Consider the following 22954-nt stretch of genomic DNA (forward strand, 5'->3'; position numbering starts at 1 on the left):
CTAGCCCTGCGGACGGGAGGCAGGCAGAATGACCCTCAAGCAGCCAAGGAGCCATGCATGACGGGAACGTTCGAGATCGTATCGCCGCGGCGTGTTGCACGGGCAGAATGGATTCTCTGCCTGGCCGCCAGCGTCATTGCAGCCGCCGGCCTCGCACTCGTGCCGCACCAGCGCTCCGCCGGCCCGCAACTGACGGTGACGCGGCCGCTACCGACCGCCTTCCCCGTCCAGCCGCGCCAGAGGCTCGTCCCGCCTCAGGCGGGTGCGTGGCAGACGCAGCAGATCTTGTGGCCGTCGAGATCGCGGATGTAAGCCCCGTAGTAGTCCGGGTGATAGTGAGGCCGGAGACCGGGTGCTCCTTCGTCGCTCGCGCCCGCCCCGAGAGCCGTGCGGTGGAACGCATCCACCATGACCCGCGAGGACGCGGCGAAAGCAACCGTGACGCCGTTGCCGACGGTGGGCACGCGACCGTCGATCGGCCGGCCGATCCAGAACTGCGGGAGGCTTTCCGGGCCGGCAGCATAGCCGAGCCAGCCGTGCGCGCGCTCGTCGAACTGGCATGCGATGCCGAGCACCGCGAGCACGGTGTCGTAGAAGCCCTTGGCGCGTTCGATATCGGACGTTCCCAGCGTGACGTGGCTCAGCATGTCGTCTCCTCGCTTATGGGTCGGCAGGATGCCGGTGCATGGACGCTCTAGCGCACCGGGCTTGATCGCGGTTGCGGATTTGCGCGCACCGTCGGCGGGACCGGCGGAGTTCGTCCGCCGCCAGTCTCGCGCGCTTTAGCCGATGCAACCGACAGTAACTGTCCCGGAGCCTGCGTTGCACAGCGCCCGAGCGATCAATCCGGCGCGCGGACCTGCTGCTCGATCGCTCCGAAGATGGAATGGCCGGCGGCATCGCGCATCTCGATGCGGACGGTATCGCCGAAGCGCAGGAAGGGCGTATGCGGCTCGCCGCGGAGGATCGTTTCCACCATGCGCTGCTCGGCGATGCAGGAATAGCCGCGCCCGCCGTCCGCGACAGGGCGCCCCGGCCCGCCGTCGCGGTCCCGGTTCGACACCGTGCCAGAGCCGATGATGGTGCCGGCACCGAGGCGCCGCGTCCTTGCGGCATGGGCGATCAGCGTCGGGAAATCGAAGGTCATGTCCTCGCCGGCGTTCGGGCAGCCGAAGGCCTTGCCGTTGACGTAGGAGGACAGGGCAAGATGCAGCCGCCCGCCGTCCCACGCCGGGCCGAGTTCGTCCGGCGTCACGGCCACCGGCGAGAAGGCGGACGAGGGCTTCGACTGGAAGAAGCCGAAGCCTTTGGCGAGTTCCCCGGGCACGAGGGCGCGCAGGGAGACGTCGTTGACGAGCATGACGAGCCGGATGAGCCCGCGCGCCGCCGCCGCATTGCTGCCCATCGGCACGTCGCCCGTGACAACGGCGACCTCCGCCTCGAAGTCGATGCCCGAAGCCTCGTCAGCCGCCACGATAGCCTCGCGCGGGCCAAGAAGTGCATCGGAGCCACCCTGGTACATCAGCGGGTCTTCCCAGAACGACGCCGGCATCTCGGCACCGCGCGCCTGACGCACCAGTGCGACGTGATTGACATAGGCCGAGCCGTCCGCCCACTGGAAGGCGCGCGGCAGCGGCGCCGCGCAATCATGCTCGTGGAAGCGGAAGGCGGGCACCGAGCCGTGCTCGAGCTGCTCGGCGAGATCCGCGAGGGGCGGCGCGGCGCGCTCCCAGTCGTCGAGCGCCGCCTGCAGGGTCGGAGCGATGAAAAAGGCATCGGTGGCGCGGGTGAGATCCTTCGAGACGACGACGAGGCGGCCGTCGCGGCCGTGCTTGAGCGAGGCGAGTTTCATCTGCTTCGTTTCCTCCCCGGCGAGAACCGTCGCCGACGCGGCTTCTTGCGGATGCACAGCTTAACCCGGTTCGGCGCCGTGCGCGCCGTGTCTCTCGTGCTGCACGCCTTGCCGAGCTTTGCAGCGCCCGCCATCTCGGGTATTCGATCAAATCCTCAGATCTTTCGGACTGCGCAAAGAGGCAGCGGACGAACGCTGTATGCTGCGCGCGTGACCAGCGGACGGGCGACCGGCAAGAGGCAACGACCTGTAGCACATGAAAGCGATTTCGACGGATCCGGCGGCCACCGCCTCGCCTGCGAGGCAGGTCAGGCTCGCGCTCTCCACCTTCCTGCCCTACCGGCTCAACGTCGTGGCCCAGCTGGTGGCCGAGGCGCTGGCCGAGAGCTATGCGGAAACCTTCGGGCTCGGCATCCCCGAGTGGCGCGTCATCGCCACGCTCGGCGAGTATGACGAGATGACGGCGCGCGACATCGGTCGCCACAGCCGCATGCACAAGACGAAGGTGTCACGCGCCATCAGCGCGCTGGACGAGCGCGGGCTCATCGACCGGCGCTCCAACGAGGAGGACCGGCGCGAGGCCTTCGTCTCACTGTCGCGCGAGGGCCGGGAAACCTATGCTGCCATCGTGCCGATCGCGCTCGGCTTCGCGGAGCGGCTGACCGACGGCGTCCCGCAGGAGGACCTCGCCGCCTTCGGCCGCGTCATCGAGCACCTCATGCAGCGCTGCGCCGCCCTGCACGAAGAGCCGCCGGCGATTGATCAGTGAGACGCGCTCGGCTAAGCCATTGACGAGTGCCCGCCGCCGTCCGCATGGCTCCAGACGGCGCCGCGACACACTTTGGTCGATGTCTCGTTGTCCTAATTCGCCGGTTCCACGTCCGCTGTCCCGCCGCCCCGAGAAGGATCGATGGTTGCTCGCTCACTGAAGTTCGCTGTTGCGACCGTCGTCTTCGTCGTCGCCGCCACCTCCGCACTCGCGCAATCGCCGGTCTGCGACCGCTACCGGGCCGAACTCGCCTCCCTGCAGGCGGGGCCAGACCCTCGTGCGCGCCAGTACGAGACGGCGGCTCGGCGCCAGCGGCAGGAACTCGACCGCACGCGCGCCTATTTCGACCAGCTCGGCTGCAGCCGGGGCCGCTTCCTGTTCTTCGGCGATGCGCCGCCGCCCGAGTGCAACGGCCTGGCCGGCCGCATCAGACAGATGGAGAACAATCTCGAGCAGCTGCTGGCCACCGCCGACCGTCTCGGCGGCGGGCCGGGCGTCGAGCAGCGTCGCCGACACCTGCAAGGGATGATCGCCCGCGAGTGTCAGCCGGGTGGGCGCCCGCGCGGCTTCTTCGAAAGCCTCTTCGGTGGCGGCCTGCCCCCGGATGAGCCGGTGCCCGAGATGACCGAGGTACCCCTCGACGAGGCTCAGCGCTTCGGTGGCTCGCGCGCCGTCTGCGTGCGCACCTGCGACGGTTATTTTTTCCCGCTCGGAGCGAGCCCCGGCGGGCGCGAGGGCGGACGCAGCATGTGCCAGGCGCTGTGTCCCGGCGCCGCGACCGATCTCTATTTCATGCCGCAGGGCGGCGCCATCGAGCAGGCCGCGAGTTGGTCCGGCCAGCCCTACACGGCGATGCCCAACGCCGGCCGCTACAAGAAGACCTTCGACCCGGCCTGCAGCTGCAAGAGCCAGAACGAGACCTGGGCCGAGGTGCTGCAGCGGGCCGAGCAAATGATCGAGGGCCGCAAGGGCGACATCATCGTCACGGCCGAGAAGGCCGAGGAACTGTCGCGGCCCAAGCAGGAGGCGCCGCAGCGCAGCCGCACGCAAGAGGCCAAGAAGCCGGCGGATGCGGAAGAAGAAGCGGGCGAATCGGCGAGCGCCCTGCCCACGGGCTCGAGCGAATCGTCGGGCATCGATGCCGGCGCCATCGAGGACACCGGGCCGACGGTGGATCAGCACGAGGGTCCCACGCAGGACGTCACCCGCCCCGACGGCGTGCGCACCCGCGTGCGCATCGTTGCCCCGAACGTCGTCGCCGTGCCAAAGGTCGAAGGGCCGGTGCCGAACAGGTAGGACTGCCTACCCTGCCCCTGCCCTTGGGGCATGTATGGCCTTGGGGCAGGCCCGGTTTTGGGGCAGTCCGTTAGGCCCGCGCTCGTCGCGGGCATCGACGCCTTTCAGCTTGCGCGACTTTTCAAGGCACAGACACCAACAAGGGGCACGCATGCTCCAGCGGACCGACGCAATATCATTCAACCTTTCGGTTGACAGTTAATCTACGTACCCTATATTCAACCATATGGTTGAATTAAACGCCCCCCAACTCGACACCGTCTTCCACGCTCTCGGCGATGCTACGCGCCGGCACATGCTGCACGCGCTTGCCGGCGGCGAACGCACGGTCGGCCAGCTCGCCGAGCCTTTCGCCATCTCGCTCGCAGCGGCCTCGAAACATATCAAGGCGCTCGAGAATGCCGGGCTCATCCGGCGCGAGATCAGGGGCCGCACGCATGTGTGCCGCCTCGATCCCGGGCCGCTCGCCAGCGCCCATCACTGGCTGAGCTTCTACGAGCGCTTCTGGACAGGACGTCTCGATGTGCTCGAGATGCTCCTGCGCGCGGAGGACGCCGGCCGCTCCCCCACCCCCGAAGGAGAGGAACAATGACCGAGCAAGCCACCCTCGACGCCTATGGCATGCTGACCGAACCGGCCACGCTCAAAATCCAGCGTCTTCTGCCGGGCCCAGTGGAACGCATCTGGGCCTATCTTACGGAGAGCGACCTCAGGCGCCGCTGGCTCGCGGCCGGAGACATGGAAATGAGGGTCGGCGCGCCCTTCGAGTTCGTCTGGCGCAACGATGAGCTGACGGATCCGCCGGGCCAGCGGCCATCCGGCTATTCGGAAGAGCACCGGATGCAGAGCCGCCTCACGGAGGTCGATCCGCCCCGCCGACTATCCTTCACCTGGAACGGCAGCGGCGATGTCACCTTCGAACTCGAGCCGCAAGGCGAGGCGGTGCTGCTCACCGTCACCCACCGCCGGCTGCCCGACCGCTCGAGCCTGCTCAAGGTCAGCGCCGGCTGGCACATGCATCTCGACATTCTGGTCGCCCGCGCTTCGGGCACGGAACCCACACCGTTCTGGGACAGCTGGCAGCGCCTGCAGCAGGATTACGACCGCCGGCTGCCCGCCTGAAGCCCATCGCGACGAGATGCAATCCGATCGGGGTCCGGGCCCGACAGGAGCCTTCGTCAGGCCGTGCGGCCCTCGAGCCGCGCGGCCGCCTTGTCCCGGCCGATGAGCGGCAGCAGCGCCGCGAGTTCCGGCCCGTGGTCGAGGCCGGTGAGCGCCTGCCTGAGCGGCATGAAGAGTGCCCTGCCCCGGGCACCGGTCTCGGCCTTCACCTGATCCGTCCAGCCCTTCCAAGTCGCCCCGTCCCACGGCTCGTCCGGCAGAAGGGCGCGCGCCTTGGCGACGAGCGCCGCGTCCGTCACGACGGGCGCGATCTCGCCGGCGACCACCTCCCACCACGTCGCCACATCCGCCAGGCGCACGAGGTTGCCGCGCACCGCTTCCCAGAAGGCGGCGCCGCCACCGACCCCGAGCGCCGCCAGACGCGGCCGGGCCTCATCGTAGGGCATCGCGTGCAGCAGCCTGGCATTGAGGCCGTCGAGCTCGGCCTCGTCGAACTTGGCCGGCGCATGCGACAGGCGGCCGAGATCGGCAAGACCGGCGAGTTCGTCGAGAGAGGCGACGGGCCTGACAGACTCCGCCGAGCCGACGAGCACGGCAAGGCTCGCAACAGCCATCGGCTCGAGACCGCCATCCCGCAGACCCTTGAGCGAGAGATGGCCGAGACGCTTCGACAGCCCTTCGCCGCTCGCCGTGGTGAGCAGGTTGTGGTGGCCGAAGGCCGGCACCGTGCCGCCCAGCGCCTCGATGATCTCGATCTGCACCGCGGTGTTGGTCACATGGTCCTCGCCACGCACCACATGCGTGATGCCGAGGTCGAGATCGTCGACGACGGACGGCAAAGTGTAGAGATAGGTGCCGTCCTCGCGCCGCAGCACGGGGTCGGAGAGGGAGGCACAGTCGACGTGACTGTCGCCGCGCACGAGGTCGTTCCAGTGGACGACGCGGTGTTCGAGCAGGAAACGCCAGTGCGGCCGCCGCCCCTCGGCCTCCAGCTTCGCCTTGTCCTCCGCCGTCAGCTTCAGCGCGGCCCGGTCGTAGACCGGCGGCAGGCCACGGCCGAGCTGGCGCTTGCGGCGGCGCTCGAGCTCTTCCGGCGTCTCGTAGCAGGGGTAGAGGCGGCCCGCGGCGATGAGCCTGTCCACCGCCGCATCGTAGAGCGCCGTGCGCTCCGACTGGCGCACGGTGACGTCCGGCACAATGCCGAGCCAGGCGAGGTCCTCGACAATGCCGTCGGCAAATTCCCGCGTCGAGCGCGCGAGATCGGTATCGTCAAGGCGCAGGACGAAACGCCCCCCCTCCCGCCGCGCCAGGAGATAGTTGAGCAGCGCCGTGCGCGCGTTGCCGATGTGCAGGCGACCGGTGGGCGAAGGGGCGAAGCGGACGACGGGAGCGGGCATCAGATGGACCTTATAGGCTTGCCGCCGCAATGCTCGAAGCGAACGGCAGGACAAGTGGCTTATATCAAATATTGGACTTCGCCATCGTCATGCCCGCGCTCGTCGCGGGCATCCACGCCCTGACGTTGCGCAAGGCGGAAAGGCGTGGATGGCCGGGACGAGCCCGGCCATGACGAACGGGGAGGTTGTACCACGCTCTTCACGTTCCATTTGCGTAACTGTCCCCCACCTTCATGCCCGCGCTCGTCGCGGGCATCCACGCCTTGACACGATGCGCGACGTGGGAAGCGTGGATGGCAACAGCAACGCGCAGGCGCGTTGCGTCTCCTTTAGGATCTCGCAAGTCGGGCGAGCCCGACTTGCGATGACGAGCCCGGCCATGACGATCCGAGGCCATGATGCTGCCGGCGCGGACCGTCCCTGCCCCTTAAAAATCGATGGCGTCGGCACGGGCCGCGCCCCTTGCCCGGTCCATGCCCGCTTCCGGCACGTGCGCCGGCGCGCCGGTGTCGCGGAAGTGATTGACGATCGGGTAGCGCCGGTCGCGGCCGAAGTTGCGGCGCGTCACCTTGACGCCCGGGGCCGATTGCCGACGCTTGTATTCGGCGAGGTAGAGCAGGCGCTCCACCTTCTTCACCGTCGCCTCGTCGTGCCCGCGCGCGACGATCTCGGCGACGCGCAGCTCCTCCTCGACGAGCCCGACCAGAATATCGTCGAGGATGTCGTAGGGCGGCAGCGAGTCCTGGTCCTTCTGCCCCTCGCGCAATTCCGCCGTCGGCGCCTTGACGAGGATGTTGGCCGGCACGACCTCGCCGTCCGGCCCCAGGGCGCCAGACGGCTTCCAGCCGTTGCGCAGGGCGGAGAGGCGATAGACCTCGGTCTTGTAGAGGTCCTTGATCGGGTTGAAGCCGCCGTTCATGTCCCCGTAGAGCGTGGCATAACCAGTCGACATTTCCGACTTGTTGCCCGTCGTCACGACCATGGCACCGAACTTGTTGGAGACGGACATGAGCATGGTGCCGCGGGCCCGGCTCTGCAGGTTCTCCTCGGTCACGCCGCGCGGCGTGCCAGCGAAGAGCGGTGCGAGGGCCGCCTCCAGCCCCTCCACCGCGCTGGCGATGGGCAGGATGTCGTAGCGCACGTTGAGCGCCTTCGCGCAGGCTGCGGCGTCATTGAGGCTCTCGCTCGAAGTGTAGCGGTAGGGCAGCATGATGCAGTGGACGCGCTCCGAGCCGAGTGCATCGACGGCCATCGCGGCGCAGAGCGCGGAATCGATGCCGCCCGACAGGCCGAGCACGACACCAGGAAAGCCGCTCTTCTCCACATAGTCGCGCAGGCCGAGCACGCAGGCGGCATAGTCCGCCTGCTCGCCCTCCTCCACCAGCTCGCGCGGAGCCGCGACGCAGCGCCAGCCTCCCGGCTCGCGGCGCCACTCGGTGAGCGCGACGGTCTCGGCAAAGGCCCTGAACTGGCCGGCGAGGCTCGCATCGCCGTTGAGGATAAAGGAGGCGCCGTCGAAGACGAGTTCGTCCTGGCCGCCGACCTGGTTGAGGTATGCCATCGGCAGGCCCGTCTCGGTGACGCGGGCGGCCGCGATGTTGTAACGCTCCAGCATCTTGTCGTGCCAGTAGGGCGAGCCGTTGGGCACGAGCAGGATCTCGCTACCCGTCTCGGCGAGGCACTCGACCACCTCCTCACCCCAGATATCCTCGCAGATCGGCAGGCCGAGGCGCAGGCCACGCAGGCTGACAGGCCCCGGCAGGGGCCCGGCGGCGAAGACGCGCTTCTCGTCGAAGACGCCGTAGTTGGGCAGGTCCACCTTGAAGCGCACGGCGGCGACGGCGCCGGCATCGAGCGCGGCATAGGCGTTGTAGACCTTGCCGTCCTCGTTCCACGGCAGGCCAACGAGGACGGCGGGGCCGCCGTCGGCGGTGTCGCGGGCAAGATCCTCGCAGGCCCGTCTGCAGGCGTCCTGGAAGGCAGGACGGAGCACGAGATCCTCCGCCGGATAGCCGGCAAGGAACAGCTCGGTGAACATCACCACATCCGCCCCCATGGCGGCGGCCTCGGCACGCGCCTTGCGCGCCATGGCGAGATTGGCCGCGATGTCGCCCATGATTGGGTTCAATTGGGCGAGCGCGAGACGGAAGCGATCGATGGGTGTCGTCATGCCTTCGATTTAGCGCGGCCGCGCCTGCCCGGCAACGGCGGCAAGGCGCAACAGGGATGCGCGGTACACGGCGGGGCAGGCCCTCCGGCGCGGCCTTCAGCCAAACCGGTAGGCGTCCATCATGAGGACGCCATACTGCGCGCTCGCGTGCACGCGCTCGCCACGCGCCTCGCCGGCAGCGCCCATGGCGACGAAGAGCGGCAGGAGATGTTCTTCCGTCGGGTGGTTCTCGAGGCCGAAGGGGGCCTTGCGGCGATAGTCGAGGAGATCGTCGGTGCGCCCCTCCTCGATCGCCGCGCGCATCCATTCGCCGAAGGCCGAGACCCAGTCGGGCGCCGGTGCATCGAGCGCGTAGCCGCGCCCGAACAACTCGTGCAGGTTGTGCGTCAGCGCCCCGGAACCGACGACGAGCACGCCCTCCCGGCGCAGCGGCGCGAGCGCGCGGCCCAGGGCGAGGTGATGGGCCGGCCCGGAGCGCGGCTGGACGGACAATTGCACGACCGGAATGTCCGCCGCGGGATAGAGCAGCGTGAGCGGCACCCAGGTGCCGTGATCGAAGCCCCTGCCCGCGACGGTGCCGGCTGCGAGCCCCGCCTCGCCAAGGAGCGCCGCGGCCCGCGCCGCGAGCGCCGGGTCGCCCGGCGCGGGATAGGTCATCCGGAACAGTTCCGGCTCGAAATTGCCGAAGTCGTAGATCGTCTCGGGCCGGGCATCGGCCGTCAGGGTAGGAGCGGACGTCATGAAATGCGCCGTGGCGACCAGGATGGCGCGCGGGCGCGGCAACGCGGCGCCGAAGGCCTTGAGGAAACGGTGCGCCTCGGTGTTGTGCAGCACGAGGTTGGGCGCGCCGTGCGACAGGAAGAGCGTCGGCATCAGGGTGGCATCCGGCATCGGCGGCTCCTTGGGCCTCTTTGTTCTTTGCTAACGGCTTCGGAGAACGACATTCCTCTCTCGTCATGGCCGCGCTCGTCGCGGGCACCCACGCCTTGATAGCCCCGCAACGTCCAGGGCGTGGACGGTCGGCACAAGCCCGGCCATGACGATGGTGCGACCCGACCGTCGGGATTGAATATAGCGCCGTCGGCCACCCCGCGCCGTTGCAGCGGCGCAAGACATGGTTTGCGGGCTGGCCCTACCAGATGCCGAAGACGGCGCGCTCGACCAGCGTCGCGCCCCAGACAAAGGCCGCGAGCAGACGCGTCAGGAACACCGCGGCCGAAGCGAAGTCCTTGGTGCGCTTGATGTCGGGATTGTGCTCGGGGGTGACGTGGTCGGCGAGTTCCTCGATCGCCGTGTTGAGAAGCTCGACGGCGAGCGCCAGCACGACGACGCAGATGAGCGCCGCGGAAACGAGGGGCGAGAAACCCACGACAAGGGACAGCGGCACCGCCGCCAGCAGCGCCGCGACGAGGATGCGCACGTTGCGGTCGTTGCGGAAGGCGACCTTGAGACCGCTCCAGGAATTCTTGAACGCCACGGCATCGCCTCCCAATTGCCCCTGCGTCAACGCCGGCCGTCAGCCGGCAGTTCCCGCGGGGAGCCTCCTCAGGCGGCCGCGTCCAGCTGACCGCGCGTGGCGAGCGGTCTCACCCCCATCGCCATGGGCGCGACGATCAGGCCGAACGCCGGAGGACGCCGCCCGTCCCCTTCGCGGCGATGAACCCGCCCGCCGACTCGACCGGACACGAGCGGGCGCAACCACATGTCTCGCGGCGCTGCGCCACTTCCTTCGTCTCCAAAAAGGCAAGGGCGGCCCCGGGGCCGCCCTTGCCTTTTCTCGTGACTGAGCCTTACTCGGCCGCCTCGACATGCGGCATGATGCGCGCGGCACGCTCGCGCTTCAGCCGCTCGGCGACGAGGAAGGCCACCTCGAGCGCCTGCTCCGCATTGAGGCGCGGGTCGCAATGGGTGTGGTAGCGGTCGTGCAGGTCCTCGTCCGTCAGGGCGCGGGCGCCGCCGGTGCATTCGGTGACGTTCTTGCCCGTCATCTCGAGGTGAATGCCGCCGGCGTGCGTGCCCTCGGCCTGGTGCACGTCGAAGAAGCCCTTGATCTCGCGCATGATGAGGTCGAAGGGCCGGGTCTTGTAGCCGTTGCCGGCCTTGACCGTGTTGCCGTGCATGGGGTCGCACGACCACACGACCGAGCGCCCGCTCTCCTTCACGGCCCGGACGAGGGCTGGCAGGTGCTCCAGCACCTTATCGGCGCCGAAGCGGCAGATCAGCGTGAGCCGGCCCGCCTCGTTGTCCGGGTTGAGCGTGTCGATGAGGCGCAGAAGCTCATCGGCTTTCAGGGACGGGCCGCACTTGAGCCCGATTGGGTTCTTGATGCCGCGGCAGTATTCGACATGCGCATGGTCGGGCTGGCGCGTGCGGTCGCCGATCCATACCATGTGGCCCGACGTCGCGTACCAGTCGCCCGAGGTGGAATCGACGCGCGTCAGCGCCTCCTCGTAGCCGAGCAACAGGGCCTCGTGGCTCGTGTAGAAATCGGTCGAGCGCATCTCGGGATGCGACTCCGGATCGATGCCGCAGGCGCGCATGAAATCGAGCGCCTCGGTGATGCGCCCGGCGAGTTCCTGATAACGGCCCGACGAGGGGCTGTCCTTCACGAAGCCCAGCATCCAGCGGTGGGCGTTCTGCAGGTTGGCATAGCCGCCGCCGGCGAAGGCACGCAGGAGGTTCAGCGTCGCCGCCGACTGGCGGTAGACCATGAGCTGGCGGCGCGCATCCGGCGTGCGGCTTTCTTCCGTGAACTCGATGCCGTTGATGATGTCGCCACGGTAGCTCGGCAGTTCGGTGTCGCCCACCTTCTCGGTCGGCGCCGAGCGCGGCTTGGCGAACTGGCCGGCGACACGGCCGACCTTCACAACCGGTGAGGCGCCGGCAAAGGTGAGCACCACCGCCATCTGAAGGAAGAGGCGGAAGAAGTCGCGGATGTTGTCGGCGGAATGCTCGGCGAAGCTCTCGGCGCAGTCGCCCCCCTGCAGGAGGAAGGCTTCGCCGGCCGCGACCTTGGCGAGGTCGCGCTTCAACCGGCGGGCTTCCCCTGCAAAAACGAGCGGCGGAAAACCGGCAAGCTGCTGCTCGACGCCCGCGAGAGCATCGGCATCCGGATAGACAGGCACCTGCTGGATGGGCATCTTCCTCCAGCTTGCGGGCGTCCACCGCTCGGTCATCTCACCAACTCCCAACAAGTACAGGGAAAGCCGTCAGGCTCCCTCCATCGTGCCACAACAGAGGTGGCGCTTATAGCTGACAGTCCGCGACAAGGCGAGCGTCTTTGCTGCCCTCCTCCGCACGGCGGAAGGCACTCGCCGCCGCGAAGACGCCGAGCATGAGGAGGCCGGCGCCGCCCACCTCCCCGGGCGTCGGCCAGCGGCCCTCAAACAGGAAGCCGTAGACGAGCGCGAAGACCGTCTCCGAGACTATGAGCTGCCCGGCGAACGCCACCGGCAGGCGCCGCGCCGCGATGATCCAGAGCACCGCACCGACCCAGGAGCTGACCATGCCGAGCAGGACCGCCCACAGGACGAGGCGCAGCCCGTCGGCATTGAAGAGGCCGAGCTGCGGCACACTCGACCAACCGTCGACGGTGAGGAGCGGCACGAGCGGCAGCACGCCAACGAGCGAGCCGACGCCCTGAAGGCTCGTCCAGGCATAGACGCCGTCGCCGGCGAGCGCCCGCGAGGTGCGGGCGTTGACGAGGGCGTAGATCGTCCACACGGCGACGGCGCCGAGGGCGCACAGGCAGCCGAGAACGACGTTGGCGCGCGAAGCGGCGCTGTCCGCGCCGGCGAGCGTCGCGATATTGACGAGCGCGAGGCCGGCGAGGATCAGCCCGAGCGGCATGGCGAGCGTCCGCCAGCGCACCGTCCGCTCCCGCCAGTTGCCGACGAGCGCCAGCACCACCGGCAGCGAGCCGATGACGAGCGGCGGGATGGCCGGCCCTGCAAGCTGCACCGCGCCGGCGGCCAGAAGGTAGTAGACGACATAGCCGGTGAGGCCGAGCACGAGCCCGGCGCCCGCATCCCGCCGCGGCACGATGCCCGCCCGGCAGCGGGGCACCGTCAGCATCAGAACGAGCGAGCCGATGCCGAAGGCGAGATAGCGCGCGACCGTGAGGTCGAGGCTGGTATAGGGCATCACCGCCGCCGGACCGACGAAGACGAGCCCCCACACGGCGCCGGCGGCGAGCCCGGCCAGAAGTCCGATGATCATGGTGCGATGCTGCTTCTTTGCGCTGCGGCGCGGCGACGCGGCGCCTGCCAAGACAGGCTTGCCGGCGCCCCTCCGTGCCTTCGGGACGGAAAAATCGCGCATCGGCAAAGCATTTTGCGCAAAATCGACGCCCATCCGCAGCAGGATATGCGGCGCGGCAGGGCCGATCGCCGCCCGTGCGCTGCCACATTCGCGCAGGATGATCGTTCGCCTGTCGCGGCCCGCAAGGCCCGGGACGCCCTGCCCTGGTTGAATGACTGCAGCGTCGACGAAGCACTTTCCTTTCCCGCCTCTCTTGGCGAAGGTTGGAGATGCGCGCCGACGCGCCCCGCCCGAACACCGGACCCGATCGTGCCGACCGCCATCGTTGCCCTGTCCCCGGTTCTCCTCGCCGTTTTCATCCTCATCGCCGGCAACGGCCTCCTAACCACGCTGGTGCCGCTGCGCGGCGTGCTCGAGGGCTTCTCCCCGACGGAGGTCGGCGTCATCGGCTCGGTCTATTTCGGCGGCATGCTCGCCGGCACCTGGGTGACGCCGGCCATCGTGCGGCGGGCCGGGCACATCCGCGCCTTCGCGGCCTTCGCCGCGGTCGCGGCGGTCGCGTGCCTCGGCTTCGCGATCTTCCTCTCGCCGCTTGTGTGGATGGTGCTGCGCGGGCTCGTCGGCTTCTGCTTCGCCGGGCTCTACGCCATCGTCGAGGCCTGGATCAACGCCAAGGCGCACGACGGCAACCGCGGCCGCATGCTCGGCCTCTACAACATCGTCAACTTCGCCGGCTCCGCCGCGGGCCAGCAGCTGCTGCGCCTCGACAGCGCGCGCTCCTTCAGCCTGTTCTCCGGCGCCTCCGCCTTCCTCATGTTGGCACTGGTGCCGCTCGCCATGACGCGGGCCGAGGCTCCGCCGCTGCCGGCCAAGGGGCGGCTGCGCATCCTGGAGCTCTTCCGCACGACGCCGATCGGCGCCGTCGGCATCCTGCTCGTCGGCCTTGCCAACGGCAGCTTCTGGTCTCTCGCCCCCGCCTATGTGGAGCGGCTCGACCTCGGCGCCGGCGTGGTCGCCAGCTTCATGACCGCCATGATCCTCGGCTCGGCCACCGCGCCCTATCCCGTCGGCAAGCTGTCCGATATCGTCGATCGGCGCGGCGTCATCCTCGGCGTCTCGGCCGTCGCCTGCGTGGTCGAGGTGGCGCTCGTCATCGTCGGGCGCGGCGAGACGGCGGTGCTCTACGCGCTCGCCTTCGCCCTCGGCCTCACCACCTCCGTCATCTACCCCCTGATCTCGGCCCATGCCAACGACCGGCGCTCGCAGGAGGGGGCCGTGCACCTGTCGAGTACCCTCCTGTTCCTCTATTGCGTCGGCGGCATCGTCGGGCCCATCGTCGCCGCGACGCTGATGACGCTCTTCGGCGACGTCATGCTCTTCGTGCATAACGCCGCCATCCACGCCATGCTCGTCGGCTTCGTCGCCTGGCGCATGATGCAGCGCCCGCCCTCCGATGCGCAGCTCGTGCTGGAAGCGCCACCCGGAACAGCGGCACACCATCCGGTGCCATAGCGATCCTGGATGATCGGAAGGGCGCCCCGGCCAGAGGCCGGGACGTCCCCCTCTTTCGCCGATCGGCTCAGGTGGAGAGCAACCGCTGCGCCTCGACATCCGGCGCCGCGGAAGCTGCTTCACGCGGCGCCGGTCGTGCAGGCGCGATGTAATCAGCCAGGAGCTGAGCCCCGCCCGAAGCGATGCCGCTCAGGGAACCTCCGCCCCACAGGAAGGCCGATGTGCGCGCATGCCCGACGGCCCCTGCGTCATCCCCGGCATCCGCAGCCCGCTGCGCATATCCACTCTCGACCGCCGCCGCCAGATTGAGACCCGCGGACAGCAGGGCGAAGGCGTCGCGCGTGAGCAGCAGCCCGCCCCGCAGACCCCGCTGGGACAGGTCCTGCGAAACATCCACGCATGCCTTCGCCGCGCCGGACAACGCATTGACGCCCCAGCCGACCGCATAGGCATAGCCGGCTGCCGAGGACAGCGGCGTATTGCCCAGCAATGTGAAGAGCAGCTTTGCGCGCCCCGCTGTCGTGGCAGCGTAGGTACCCCGACCGGCCAACGCGCCGAGCCGCCCGGAAGCGCCGGCCTCTTCGCTCTGCGGAGCTTCGGGCAGCCGGATGGAACCGCGCCACAGCTCGTTGCTCAGGAAATCGCGACCGAGGCTCACCTGTCCTTCGGCTGACGTCGCCCAGTGAGAGGCGCTCGCGGCCGCCAGTTCGAGCGCTGGTGCCACGACCGGACCGGCATACCCGAGGGCGTCACGGCCGCGCGCCACCGCCCGCCGCATCGGGGCCAGCAAGGTTTCCGCCTGTCTCGCATTCCGATCCGGAGTTGCCGACCGGCGCGCAGACACCGGGCCATTCTGGCCAGCCCGGGCCTCGCGCACGCGCTGCCGGACGACGCTCGGCAATACCGGCGCGCCGCCGCCGCTCCGCACATGATCCGAGAACTCCGCCACGACATTGCCGAGGCGCTTCGCTGCCGCGGCATCCATGCCAGCAATACGGTTATTCATGTCAGCCAATCCATTCCAATAAACAAAATATATGCACCGCGCAATTATCGCTGAACAGCAACACCGGATCATAGTCGCTCAAATCGACACGACAATAACTATCAGAAATATATCGCTTGATGGCGTTGTGCATGAACGCAAGCCAACAAAGCTTCAGGCAGGGATCTCCGCGCGGCAACAGGAGAGCGCAGCCCAGCGCCTTCCCGTTGCGGTCGCCGGGCGAGCGCGGGTGTCGTTCCCCGCAGGTGAAGGCGAATCGAGCTTACGGCTTCCGTTCAGGCCACCGGCGTGCGCATGGTCACGAGTTCCTCCGCCGCCGTCGGGTGGACGGCCATGGTGCGGTCGAAGTCGGCCTTGGTAGCGCCCATGGTGACGGCGATGCCGACGAGCTGGATCATCTCGCCGGCGCCGTCCCCCAGGATATGGACGCCGAGCACCCGGTCGGTGTCGCCGTCGACGACGATCTTCATCAGCACCCGGTCCTCGCGCCCCGACAGGGTCGCCTTCATGGCGCGGAAGCTGGACCGGAAGATCCTGACATTGCCATAGCGCTGGCGCGCGTCGGCTTCGCCGAGGCCGACGGTGCCGATCTCGGGCGAGGAGAAGACGGCAGTCGGGATGACGTTGTGGTCCACGCTCGCCGGGCGGTTTCCGAAGACGGTATCGGCGAAGGCATGGCCCTCGCGGATGGCGACGGGGGTGAGATTGACGCGGTCCGTCACGTCGCCGACGGCGTAGATGCTCGGCACGTTGGTCCGCGACATGGCGTCGACCACGATGGCGCCATTGGAGGCGAGCGCCACGCCCGCCTCCTCGAGGCCGAGCTTCTCGGTGTTGGGCACGCGGCCGGTCGCGATCATGACCTGGTCGACGCGCAACTCGCGCCCGTCCGTAAGGGTGATGAGCAGTTCGCCGTCCATCTTCTCGATGCTCGTCAGGCCACATTCGAGGCAGAGCCTGATGCCGCGCTGCGCATAGGCCTCCCCCAGCGCGTCGCGCACATCCTCGTCGAAGCCGCGCAGCAGCTTCTCGCCGCGGTGGATCAGGGTGGTCTCGACGCCAAGGCCGGCGAAGATCCCCGCGAATTCGACGGCGATGTAGCCGCCGCCGACGACGGCGATGCGCTCCGGCAGCCGCTCGAGATGGAAGGCCTCGTTGGAGGTGATCGCGTGCTCGATGCCGGGCACCGCAGGCACCTTCACCACCCGCCCGCCGGTGGCGACGAGGATGACGCGGGCGCGGATACGCGCGCCGGTCTTCAGGACGCGCACCGTGTGGGCATCCTCGATCACGGCGCGGCTGTCGACGATCTCGACGCCGGCCTTGGTGAGGTTGGTGCGATAGATGCCCTCGAGCCGGGCGATTTCCGCATCCTTGTTCTTGATCAGGGTCGGCCAGTCGAACGCCGCCTTGGGCACGCTCCAGCCATAGCCGGCCGCGTCCTCGAAATCGCCAGCGAAGCGGCTGGCGTAGACGAGGAGCTTCTTGGGCACGCAGCCGCGGATGACGCAGGTGCCGCCCATCCGGTCTTCCTCGGCGAGCATGACGCGGGCGCCGTGGCCGGCGGCGATGCGCGCGGCGCGCACGCCACCGGAGCCCCCACCGATCACGAAGAGATCGACGTCGAAATCACTCATGATCCACCCCCTTGGAAGGCACCGCCCTGTCCGGACGGCGCCGGAACCAGACGACCGCGGCGCCCACAGCCGCGATCCACCAGCCCTGCCAGGCCCCGTGCCCGACGAGCATGACGCCGGCGGCGGAGGCCACGAGCGCGAGCGAAGCAGCCAGCCGCAGCCCCCGCAAGTGCGCCAGCGCACGCATCATGGTCGCAATCACGAGCGCAGCCAGCACGGCCCCGACGGCGCCGAGCTCGACCCATATCTGCAGGAAGGCGTCGTGCGGATGCCCGATCGCCAGCATCTCGCGCAGGTTTTCCGGCACCTCCTGCGCGACCGGATCATCGGCAAGGCGCGGGCTTGCGCCGAAGCCGGTGCCGAGAAGCGGCCGGTGCCGGACGACCTCCTCGAAGCTGCGCCACAGCGCGATGCGCTCGACAGCGTGGCCGCGCTGCTGCACGAGCGCGACGAAGGAGTCTGGCAGCTGCATCGTGAGCGAGCCCTTGAAGGGGGCAATGATGAGACAGGCCAGGAGCCCGGCTGTGACGAGGGCGAGGGCGACCCGCCGACTGAGGAGCGCGATGGCGAAAGTGCCGATACCGCACAGGGCGCCCATCAGCGCCGCCCCCGATTCGCCGACGGCCAGCACGAGGAGCAGGGCGGCCAGAGCGGCGCCTGCCAAAATCCGCCGACTGCCCTCCCACCAGAGGAGGCCGAGCGGCCAGGCCAGCATCAGCAGCGTGATGATGCTGCGGTTGAAGACGAAGCCCCCCGTGGCGCGCAGGCCGAGTTTCTGGCGCACGGCAAGGCCGGTGGCGAGATCGCCGATGACAACTAAGCAGGCCGCGACAAAGGCGGCACCCGCCAGCACCGTGACGATGCCCGGCACGCGGCGCGGCAGGAGGATGGCCGCCACGGTCGCGGCGAAGGCGGGCAGCAGCGCCTCGCCAAAGGTGAAGAGCGAGGCGCGGGGAAGGACGCTCCACGCCATGCTCACCGCCGCATAGGCCGCGAAGGCGGAGACGGCGAGGAGCGCCGGCGCACGCGCGATCGCGCGTGAGGCGAGGAAAAGGCGCATCCGGCCCGGCGGCTCCACGAGCGCCGCGAGAATCGCGAGCGCCGCCGCCACGCCGACCACGAGCGGCGAGGAGCGATTGGCGAGCGCCATCGCCAGCGGCAGCAGCGCCAGCGTGACGAGGGACGCCAGCTCCAGCCGGCGGGCATGAACGGAGGGCGCGGCGCGGAGAGCGGGCATGGCGAGAGGCAAGAAGGGCACTCGCTGGATTCGAAGATGCGACGGTCCGGCTTTAGAAGAAGCCCTGCCAAAGGGAAAGCCGCAAAGGCCCGCGACGGAGCTATTGTTCCGATATAATGTGACGCGATGTTCGCTTGATGGGGGAAGAAGCCGCCGATACCGTCTGCGTCCGATCAGCAAGAACAGATCGTAAAATGGGAGGAACCACATGTTCCATTCGTACAAGATGGTTACCGGCGCCGTCGCCGCGCTCCTCGTGGCCGCGGGCCTGTCCACGGGCGCACTCGGCCAGAGTCTCGAGTTGAAGATCATGGCCCCGGCCGCACCGGGCGGCGGTTGGGATCAGACGGCGCGCGCCATGCAGGCGGCCCTGACCGAAAGCGGCGCGGTCAAGAGCGCGCAGGTGGTCAACGTACCGGGCGCCGGCGGCACCGTCGGGCTCGCTCAATTCGTGAATGCGAAGGGCGACGGGTCGCAGCTCATGGTCAACGGCTTCGTCATGGTGGGCGCCATTCTCACCAACAAGGCGCCCGTGACCCTCGCGCAGACGACGCCAATCGCGCGGCTCACCGCCGAGAACCAGGCGATCGTCGTGCCGGCCAATTCGCCGATCAAGAACGCGAAGGACCTCGCCGAGGCACTGAAGGCCGATCCCGCCAAGGTGACCTGGGCCGGCGGCTCGGCGGGCGGCACCGACCACATCATGGTCGGTCTCTTCGCCAAGGCGGTCGGCGTCGATCCGACCAAGATCAACTACGTGCCCTTCTCCGGCGGCGGCGAGGCGCTGGCGGCGATCCTCGGCGGCAAGGTGACGGCAGGCGTCTCCGGCTACGGCGAATTCGAGGGCCAGATCAAGGCCGGCAAGCTGCGCCTCATCGGCATTGCCGCCGAAAAGCCCGTGCCCGGTCTCGATGCGCCGACCCTGAAGGATCAGGGCATCGACCTCGCCATCGTCAACTGGCGCTCGGTCGTGGCGCCTCCCGGCCTCGACGAGGCCCAGACGAAGACGCTACTCGCGGCCATCGACAAGATGGTCAAGTCGAAGCAGTGGCAGGAGACTCTGAAGGCCAAGAATTGGGACGACGCCTATCTCTCGGGTGAGGCCTTCGCGACGTTCCTCCAGAACGAGCAGGTGCGCGTCGCCGAGGTGCTGCAGTCGATCGGTCTCGTCAAGTAGAGAGACCGACCGCCAATGGCAGAGCGGCGGAGAAAGGTCTTCTCCGCTGCCTCGCCTCATCGGAGGCCATCCGGGGAAGGGCATGACGCAACAAAAAGAGGACCGCAGGATCGCACCTGTCGGCTTCGTCATCGCGGCAGGACTTCTGGTCCTTGCGGCTTTCGTCGCCAAGGACGCCGTCGGTATGGGGGCGGTATCGAGCTATGCCGGCATCGGCCCGAGCGCGGCTTCATGGGCCGTGGCGGCCGGCCTCGGCCTGCTCGCTGCCGGCACCCTCGTCAGCACCCTGCGCGGCGAGGTCCCCACGCCGGAGCCGAGTGATCGCGCCGCCGTCCTCACCATCGTTGCCGGCATCGCCGCCATGATCGCGACCATCAGCGCCGGCGGCGGCTTCATTCCCGCCATGGCGCTGCTCTTCGGTCTGACGGCGCGCGGCTTCGGCCGGCGGGCGCTCGCCACCGATCTCGGCATCGGCGTCGTGCTCGGCCTGATCGTCTATCTCGGCTTCACAAAGCTGCTCGCCCTGTCGCTGCCGCAGGGGCCGATCGAGCGGCTCTTCTGAAAGGCCCCTCCGGTGCTCGATTCCGTCTTCGCGCTGGCGCAGGGCTTTTCCGTCGCCTTGGAGCCGACGAAGCTGCTCTTTGCCCTCATTGGCGTTTTCCTCGGCACCGCGGTGGGCGTACTGCCGGGGATCGGCCCGGCACTCACCGTGGCGCTGCTCCTGCCCGTCACCTTCAAGCTCGACCCGACGGGCTCGCTCATCATGTTCGCGGGCATCTATTACGGCGGCATGTATGGCGGTTCGACCACGTCGATCCTCATCAATACGCCCGGCGAGAGCGCCTCGATGATCACGGCGCTCGAGGGCAACAAGATGGCCAAGGCCGGCCGCGGCGGACCGGCGCTCGCCACCTCTGCCGTCGGCTCCTTCGTCGCCGGACTCATCGCTACCATCGGTCTTGCGCTGTTCGCCCCCTGGCTGGTCGAAATCGCCATCCAGTTCGGACCGGCCGACTATTTCGCCCTGATGATCGTGGCCTTCGTCACTGTGTCGGCAACCTTCGGCGATTCGCCGCTGCGCGGCCTCACCAGCCTCTTCATCGGCCTCATGCTCGGTCTCGTCGGCATCGATGCGCTGAGCGGCCAGGCGCGGCTGACCTTCGGCGTGCCGGAGTTGCTCGACGGCGTCGAGGTGACGACGCTCGCCGTCGGGCTCTTCGCCGTGGGCGAAGCACTCTTCGTCGCCTCACGCACGAAGCACGCGCCCGAGACGATCGAGCCGGTGCGCGGCTCCCTGTGGATGACGCGGGAGGATTGGAAGCGCTCGTGGAAGCCGTGGCTGCGCGGCACGGCGCTCGGCTTTCCCATCGGCTCGCTGCCCGCCGGCGGCGCCGAGATACCGACCTTCCTCTCCTATACCATCGAGAAGAGGCTGACCAAGCATCCGGAGGAATTCGGCAAGGGCGCCATCGAGGGTGTCGCCGGCCCGGAGGCGGCGAACAATGCCTCTGCCGCCGGCACCCTGATGCCGCTGCTCACACTCGGCCTGCCAACCTCGGCAACGGCGGCGATCCTGCTCGCAGGCTTCCAGCAATACGGCCTCAATCCCGGCCCGCTGCTGTTTGCCGAACGGCCGGACCTCGTCTGGGGCCTCATCGCCAGCCTTTTCATTGCCAATGCGATGCTGGTGATCCTCAACCTGCCGCTCATCGGCCTGTGGGTGCGGCTGCTCGCCATTCCGCAGCCCTGGCTCTATGCCGGTATCCTCGTCTTCGCCGCCATGGGGACGATTGCCGCCAACCCCTCGCCCGTCGAACTCGTCATGCTCGCGGTCTTCGGCCTCCTCGGCTTCGTCATGCGACGCTACGACTATCCGATCGCGCCGATGGTCGTCGGCCTCATCCTTGGGCCGATGGCGGAGACGCAGTTGCGGCGCGCGCTGCAGATCAGCCTGGGCGACCCGATGGCGCTCATCGAGAGCCCCCTCGCGGCCACGCTGCTCGCCATCGCGGCACTGGCGCTGGTAGCGCCCCTCCTGTTCCGGGGCCTGTCGCGCTTCAAGGCCGACGAAGACTGACGACGCCGAAGGCGGCCACGAAAAAACCGGCGACTGCGGCGCCGCCGGTTTCCTTCGCGCTGGCGCTTGGACACTTCAGAGCTGGTGGCCGCGCTTGGCCATCTCGGCCCGCACCTGAGTCATCGCCTCCTCGAAGACGCGCCCGGTCCAGTCCTGCATGGCGACATAGAGGTCGTCGAGCACGGCGGGCTGCGCCGCGACATAGGCCTTGCCGGCATCGGAACTGAAGAAGGCGGCGGCAGCCTTGAGATCGGTCTCGTTCATGCGGCTGGCGAGGATCTTGGCCGCCGTCTCCACCAGATCGGCCTTCTTGCTCTCGATGGTGGGCTGCAGCTGCGCCAGCACCTCGTCGAGGTCCTTGGTGATCTCGGGGCGGGTGACATAGCTTTGCTTGATGCGCTGGGCGAAGGTTGGCACGAGCGCCTCGAAGGAACGGTCCATGCCCGAGCCAGTCACGATCTGGCGCGCGGCCTCGACCTTGGCCGGCGTGATGCTGCCCGTGTCCTGGGCAAAGACCGGACCGGCGAGGGCGAAGGCGACGGCGGCGGCGGCCGCGACGTGAATGGCTGTACGCTTCATTGATCGGTATCTCCCTGGCGCCTCGCGCGTCATGCGCATGTCGAGCGGATCGCTGCGATCAGAACGATGGAACTGCGCTCGAAGTCAATATCTTGCCGGGCCTCAGCCAAGCTCGCCAAGTTCCACGAGCCCCGCCTCCGTGGCGATAACGGCGCCGGATGCAAGGCCGAGGAAGAGCCCATGCTCGACGACGCCGGGGATGGCGACAAGGTCGCTGGCGAGCGCCTCCGGCTCCTCGATGCGCTGAAGCGCAGCATCGAGGATGAAATGGCCGCCATCGGTGACGAAGGGGTTGCCGTCGCCCCCCCGCCGCAGGGTCAGCGGGGCCGAGGGCCAGCGCTGCGCGAGAACCTGGGCGATGGCCTCCTGCGTCGCGCGCAGCCCGAAGGGGTTGACCTCGATGGGCAGCGGAAAGCGCCCAAGGACGTCCACATGCTTGGAGCCGTCGGCAATGACGACCATGCGCCGGCTGGCGGCTGCAACGATCTTTTCGCGCAGGAGCGCGCCGCCACCACCCTTGATGAGGCGCAGGCTGTCGTCGAGTTCGTCGGCGCCGTCGACCGTGAGGTCGAGGGCTGGCGTCTCGTCGAGCGTCGTGAGGGGAATGCCTTCCGCCTCGGCCTGCAGGCGCGTCGCCTCCGAAGTCGGCACGCAGACGACCTTGAGCCCGGCCCGCACCTTCTCGCCGAGGATGGCAACGAAATGGCGGGCGGTCGAGCCCGTGCCAAGGCCAAGGCGCATGCCGTCCCGCACCAGCTCTGCCGCCCGCGCCGCCGCGGCGCGCTTCATCTCTTCGGCATTCATCCCAAACAATCCGCCCCGAATCCGCCAGCCGGTGCGCCGCATGCCCGATCGGCCGCCGC

At 68.7% G+C, this 22954-nt stretch carries 21 protein-coding genes; 8 read left to right on the plus strand and 13 right to left on the minus strand.

What is annotated here, in order from left to right:
- Positions 1-254: 254 nt before the first annotated feature.
- A complete protein-coding gene (locus P2T65_RS09750; RefSeq protein WP_055459004.1) occupies positions 255-647 on the minus strand; it encodes a VOC family protein in 393 nt (130 codons plus the stop codon).
- A 194-nt stretch (positions 648-841) separates the two neighbouring features.
- The gene (locus tag P2T65_RS09755; RefSeq protein WP_276199690.1) at positions 842-1852 is read right to left on the minus strand and encodes a fumarylacetoacetate hydrolase family protein; all 1011 of its coding nucleotides are present in this window, start codon (positions 1850-1852) and stop codon (positions 842-844) included.
- Positions 1853-2108: 256 nt separating this feature from the next.
- Here P2T65_RS09755 and P2T65_RS09760 point away from each other — a divergent pair, with 256 nt between their 5' ends.
- From P2T65_RS09760 to P2T65_RS09775, 4 genes are all read left to right on the plus strand, one after another.
- Positions 2109-2621, plus strand: coding sequence for a MarR family transcriptional regulator (locus tag P2T65_RS09760; RefSeq protein ID WP_055459006.1), 513 nt, complete (start codon positions 2109-2111; stop codon positions 2619-2621).
- Positions 2622-2762: 141 nt separating this feature from the next.
- Positions 2763-3917: a DUF2865 domain-containing protein gene (locus tag P2T65_RS09765; protein WP_055459007.1), complete on the plus strand. Its 1155-nt coding sequence runs from the start codon at positions 2763-2765 to the stop codon at positions 3915-3917.
- A 226-nt stretch (positions 3918-4143) separates the two neighbouring features.
- On the plus strand, positions 4144-4509 hold the full coding sequence (locus P2T65_RS09770; RefSeq protein ID WP_055459008.1) for a metalloregulator ArsR/SmtB family transcription factor: 366 nt from the start codon (positions 4144-4146) through the stop codon (positions 4507-4509).
- The gene (locus P2T65_RS09775; protein WP_055459009.1) at positions 4506-5039 is read left to right on the plus strand and encodes an SRPBCC family protein; all 534 of its coding nucleotides are present in this window, start codon (positions 4506-4508) and stop codon (positions 5037-5039) included. The genes P2T65_RS09770 and P2T65_RS09775 overlap by 4 nt, the downstream gene beginning before the upstream one ends.
- 56 nt (positions 5040-5095) lie before the next feature.
- Here P2T65_RS09775 and gltX read toward each other — a convergent pair whose 3' ends face one another.
- The 6 genes from gltX to P2T65_RS09805 all read right to left on the minus strand — a co-directional run bounded on the left by gltX (position 5096) and on the right by P2T65_RS09805 (position 12824).
- Positions 5096-6439: a glutamate--tRNA ligase gene (gene gltX / locus P2T65_RS09780; RefSeq protein WP_198300561.1), complete on the minus strand. Its 1344-nt coding sequence runs from the start codon at positions 6437-6439 to the stop codon at positions 5096-5098.
- Between the two features lie 424 nt (positions 6440-6863).
- The gene (locus tag P2T65_RS09785; protein ID WP_276199691.1) at positions 6864-8606 is read right to left on the minus strand and encodes an NAD+ synthase; all 1743 of its coding nucleotides are present in this window, start codon (positions 8604-8606) and stop codon (positions 6864-6866) included.
- 96 nt (positions 8607-8702) lie between these two features.
- Complete coding sequence (locus P2T65_RS09790) at positions 8703-9497, minus strand: class III extradiol ring-cleavage dioxygenase (protein WP_210165987.1); 795 nt, start codon at positions 9495-9497, stop codon at positions 8703-8705.
- A gap of 241 nt (positions 9498-9738) precedes the next feature.
- On the minus strand, positions 9739-10083 hold the full coding sequence (locus P2T65_RS09795; RefSeq protein ID WP_245280513.1) for a diacylglycerol kinase: 345 nt from the start codon (positions 10081-10083) through the stop codon (positions 9739-9741).
- Positions 10084-10396: 313 nt separating this feature from the next.
- Positions 10397-11782: a 3-deoxy-7-phosphoheptulonate synthase class II gene (locus P2T65_RS09800; protein WP_276199692.1), complete on the minus strand. Its 1386-nt coding sequence runs from the start codon at positions 11780-11782 to the stop codon at positions 10397-10399.
- Between the two features lie 70 nt (positions 11783-11852).
- The gene (locus tag P2T65_RS09805) at positions 11853-12824 is read right to left on the minus strand and encodes a DMT family transporter (RefSeq protein WP_071924422.1); all 972 of its coding nucleotides are present in this window, start codon (positions 12822-12824) and stop codon (positions 11853-11855) included.
- A gap of 351 nt (positions 12825-13175) precedes the next feature.
- On the opposite strand from P2T65_RS09805, the gene P2T65_RS09810 reads away from it, so the two are divergent.
- Positions 13176-14378: an MFS transporter gene (locus P2T65_RS09810; RefSeq protein WP_063185650.1), complete on the plus strand. Its 1203-nt coding sequence runs from the start codon at positions 13176-13178 to the stop codon at positions 14376-14378.
- Between the two features lie 67 nt (positions 14379-14445).
- On the opposite strand, the gene P2T65_RS09815 is transcribed toward P2T65_RS09810, so the two are convergent.
- The 3 genes from P2T65_RS09815 to P2T65_RS09825 form a co-directional block, all read right to left on the minus strand.
- Positions 14446-15384, minus strand: a complete 939-nt coding sequence (locus tag P2T65_RS09815; RefSeq protein ID WP_145979739.1) for a hypothetical protein — start codon at positions 15382-15384, stop codon at positions 14446-14448.
- 275 nt (positions 15385-15659) lie between these two features.
- Entirely contained in the window at positions 15660-17021 is a 1362-nt protein-coding gene (gene gor / locus P2T65_RS09820) for a glutathione-disulfide reductase (RefSeq protein ID WP_276199693.1), read from the minus strand.
- A complete protein-coding gene (locus P2T65_RS09825; RefSeq protein WP_276199694.1) occupies positions 17014-18279 on the minus strand; it encodes an O-antigen ligase family protein in 1266 nt (421 codons plus the stop codon). Before P2T65_RS09825 ends, gor begins: the two co-directional genes overlap by 8 nt.
- Before the next feature lie 187 nt (positions 18280-18466).
- On the opposite strand from P2T65_RS09825, the gene P2T65_RS09830 reads away from it, so the two are divergent.
- From P2T65_RS09830 to P2T65_RS09840, 3 genes are all read left to right on the plus strand, one after another.
- Positions 18467-19435: a tripartite tricarboxylate transporter substrate binding protein gene (locus P2T65_RS09830; RefSeq protein WP_055459019.1), complete on the plus strand. Its 969-nt coding sequence runs from the start codon at positions 18467-18469 to the stop codon at positions 19433-19435.
- An 82-nt stretch (positions 19436-19517) separates the two neighbouring features.
- A complete protein-coding gene (locus P2T65_RS09835) occupies positions 19518-19997 on the plus strand; it encodes a tripartite tricarboxylate transporter TctB family protein (protein ID WP_055459020.1) in 480 nt (159 codons plus the stop codon).
- A gap of 12 nt (positions 19998-20009) precedes the next feature.
- Positions 20010-21512: a tripartite tricarboxylate transporter permease gene (locus P2T65_RS09840; RefSeq protein ID WP_276199695.1), complete on the plus strand. Its 1503-nt coding sequence runs from the start codon at positions 20010-20012 to the stop codon at positions 21510-21512.
- 75 nt (positions 21513-21587) lie between these two features.
- On the opposite strand, the gene P2T65_RS09845 is transcribed toward P2T65_RS09840, so the two are convergent.
- Complete coding sequence (locus P2T65_RS09845; protein WP_276199696.1) at positions 21588-22091, minus strand: DUF2059 domain-containing protein; 504 nt, start codon at positions 22089-22091, stop codon at positions 21588-21590.
- A 102-nt stretch (positions 22092-22193) separates the two neighbouring features.
- Positions 22194-22895: a ribose-5-phosphate isomerase RpiA gene (gene rpiA / locus P2T65_RS09850; RefSeq protein ID WP_071923601.1), complete on the minus strand. Its 702-nt coding sequence runs from the start codon at positions 22893-22895 to the stop codon at positions 22194-22196.
- Between the last annotated feature and the right edge of the window lie 59 nt (positions 22896-22954).

Source organism: Chelatococcus sp. XZ-Ab1, from assembly GCF_029309855.1.
GTDB lineage: Bacteria > Pseudomonadota > Alphaproteobacteria > Rhizobiales > Beijerinckiaceae > Chelatococcus_A > Chelatococcus_A sambhunathii.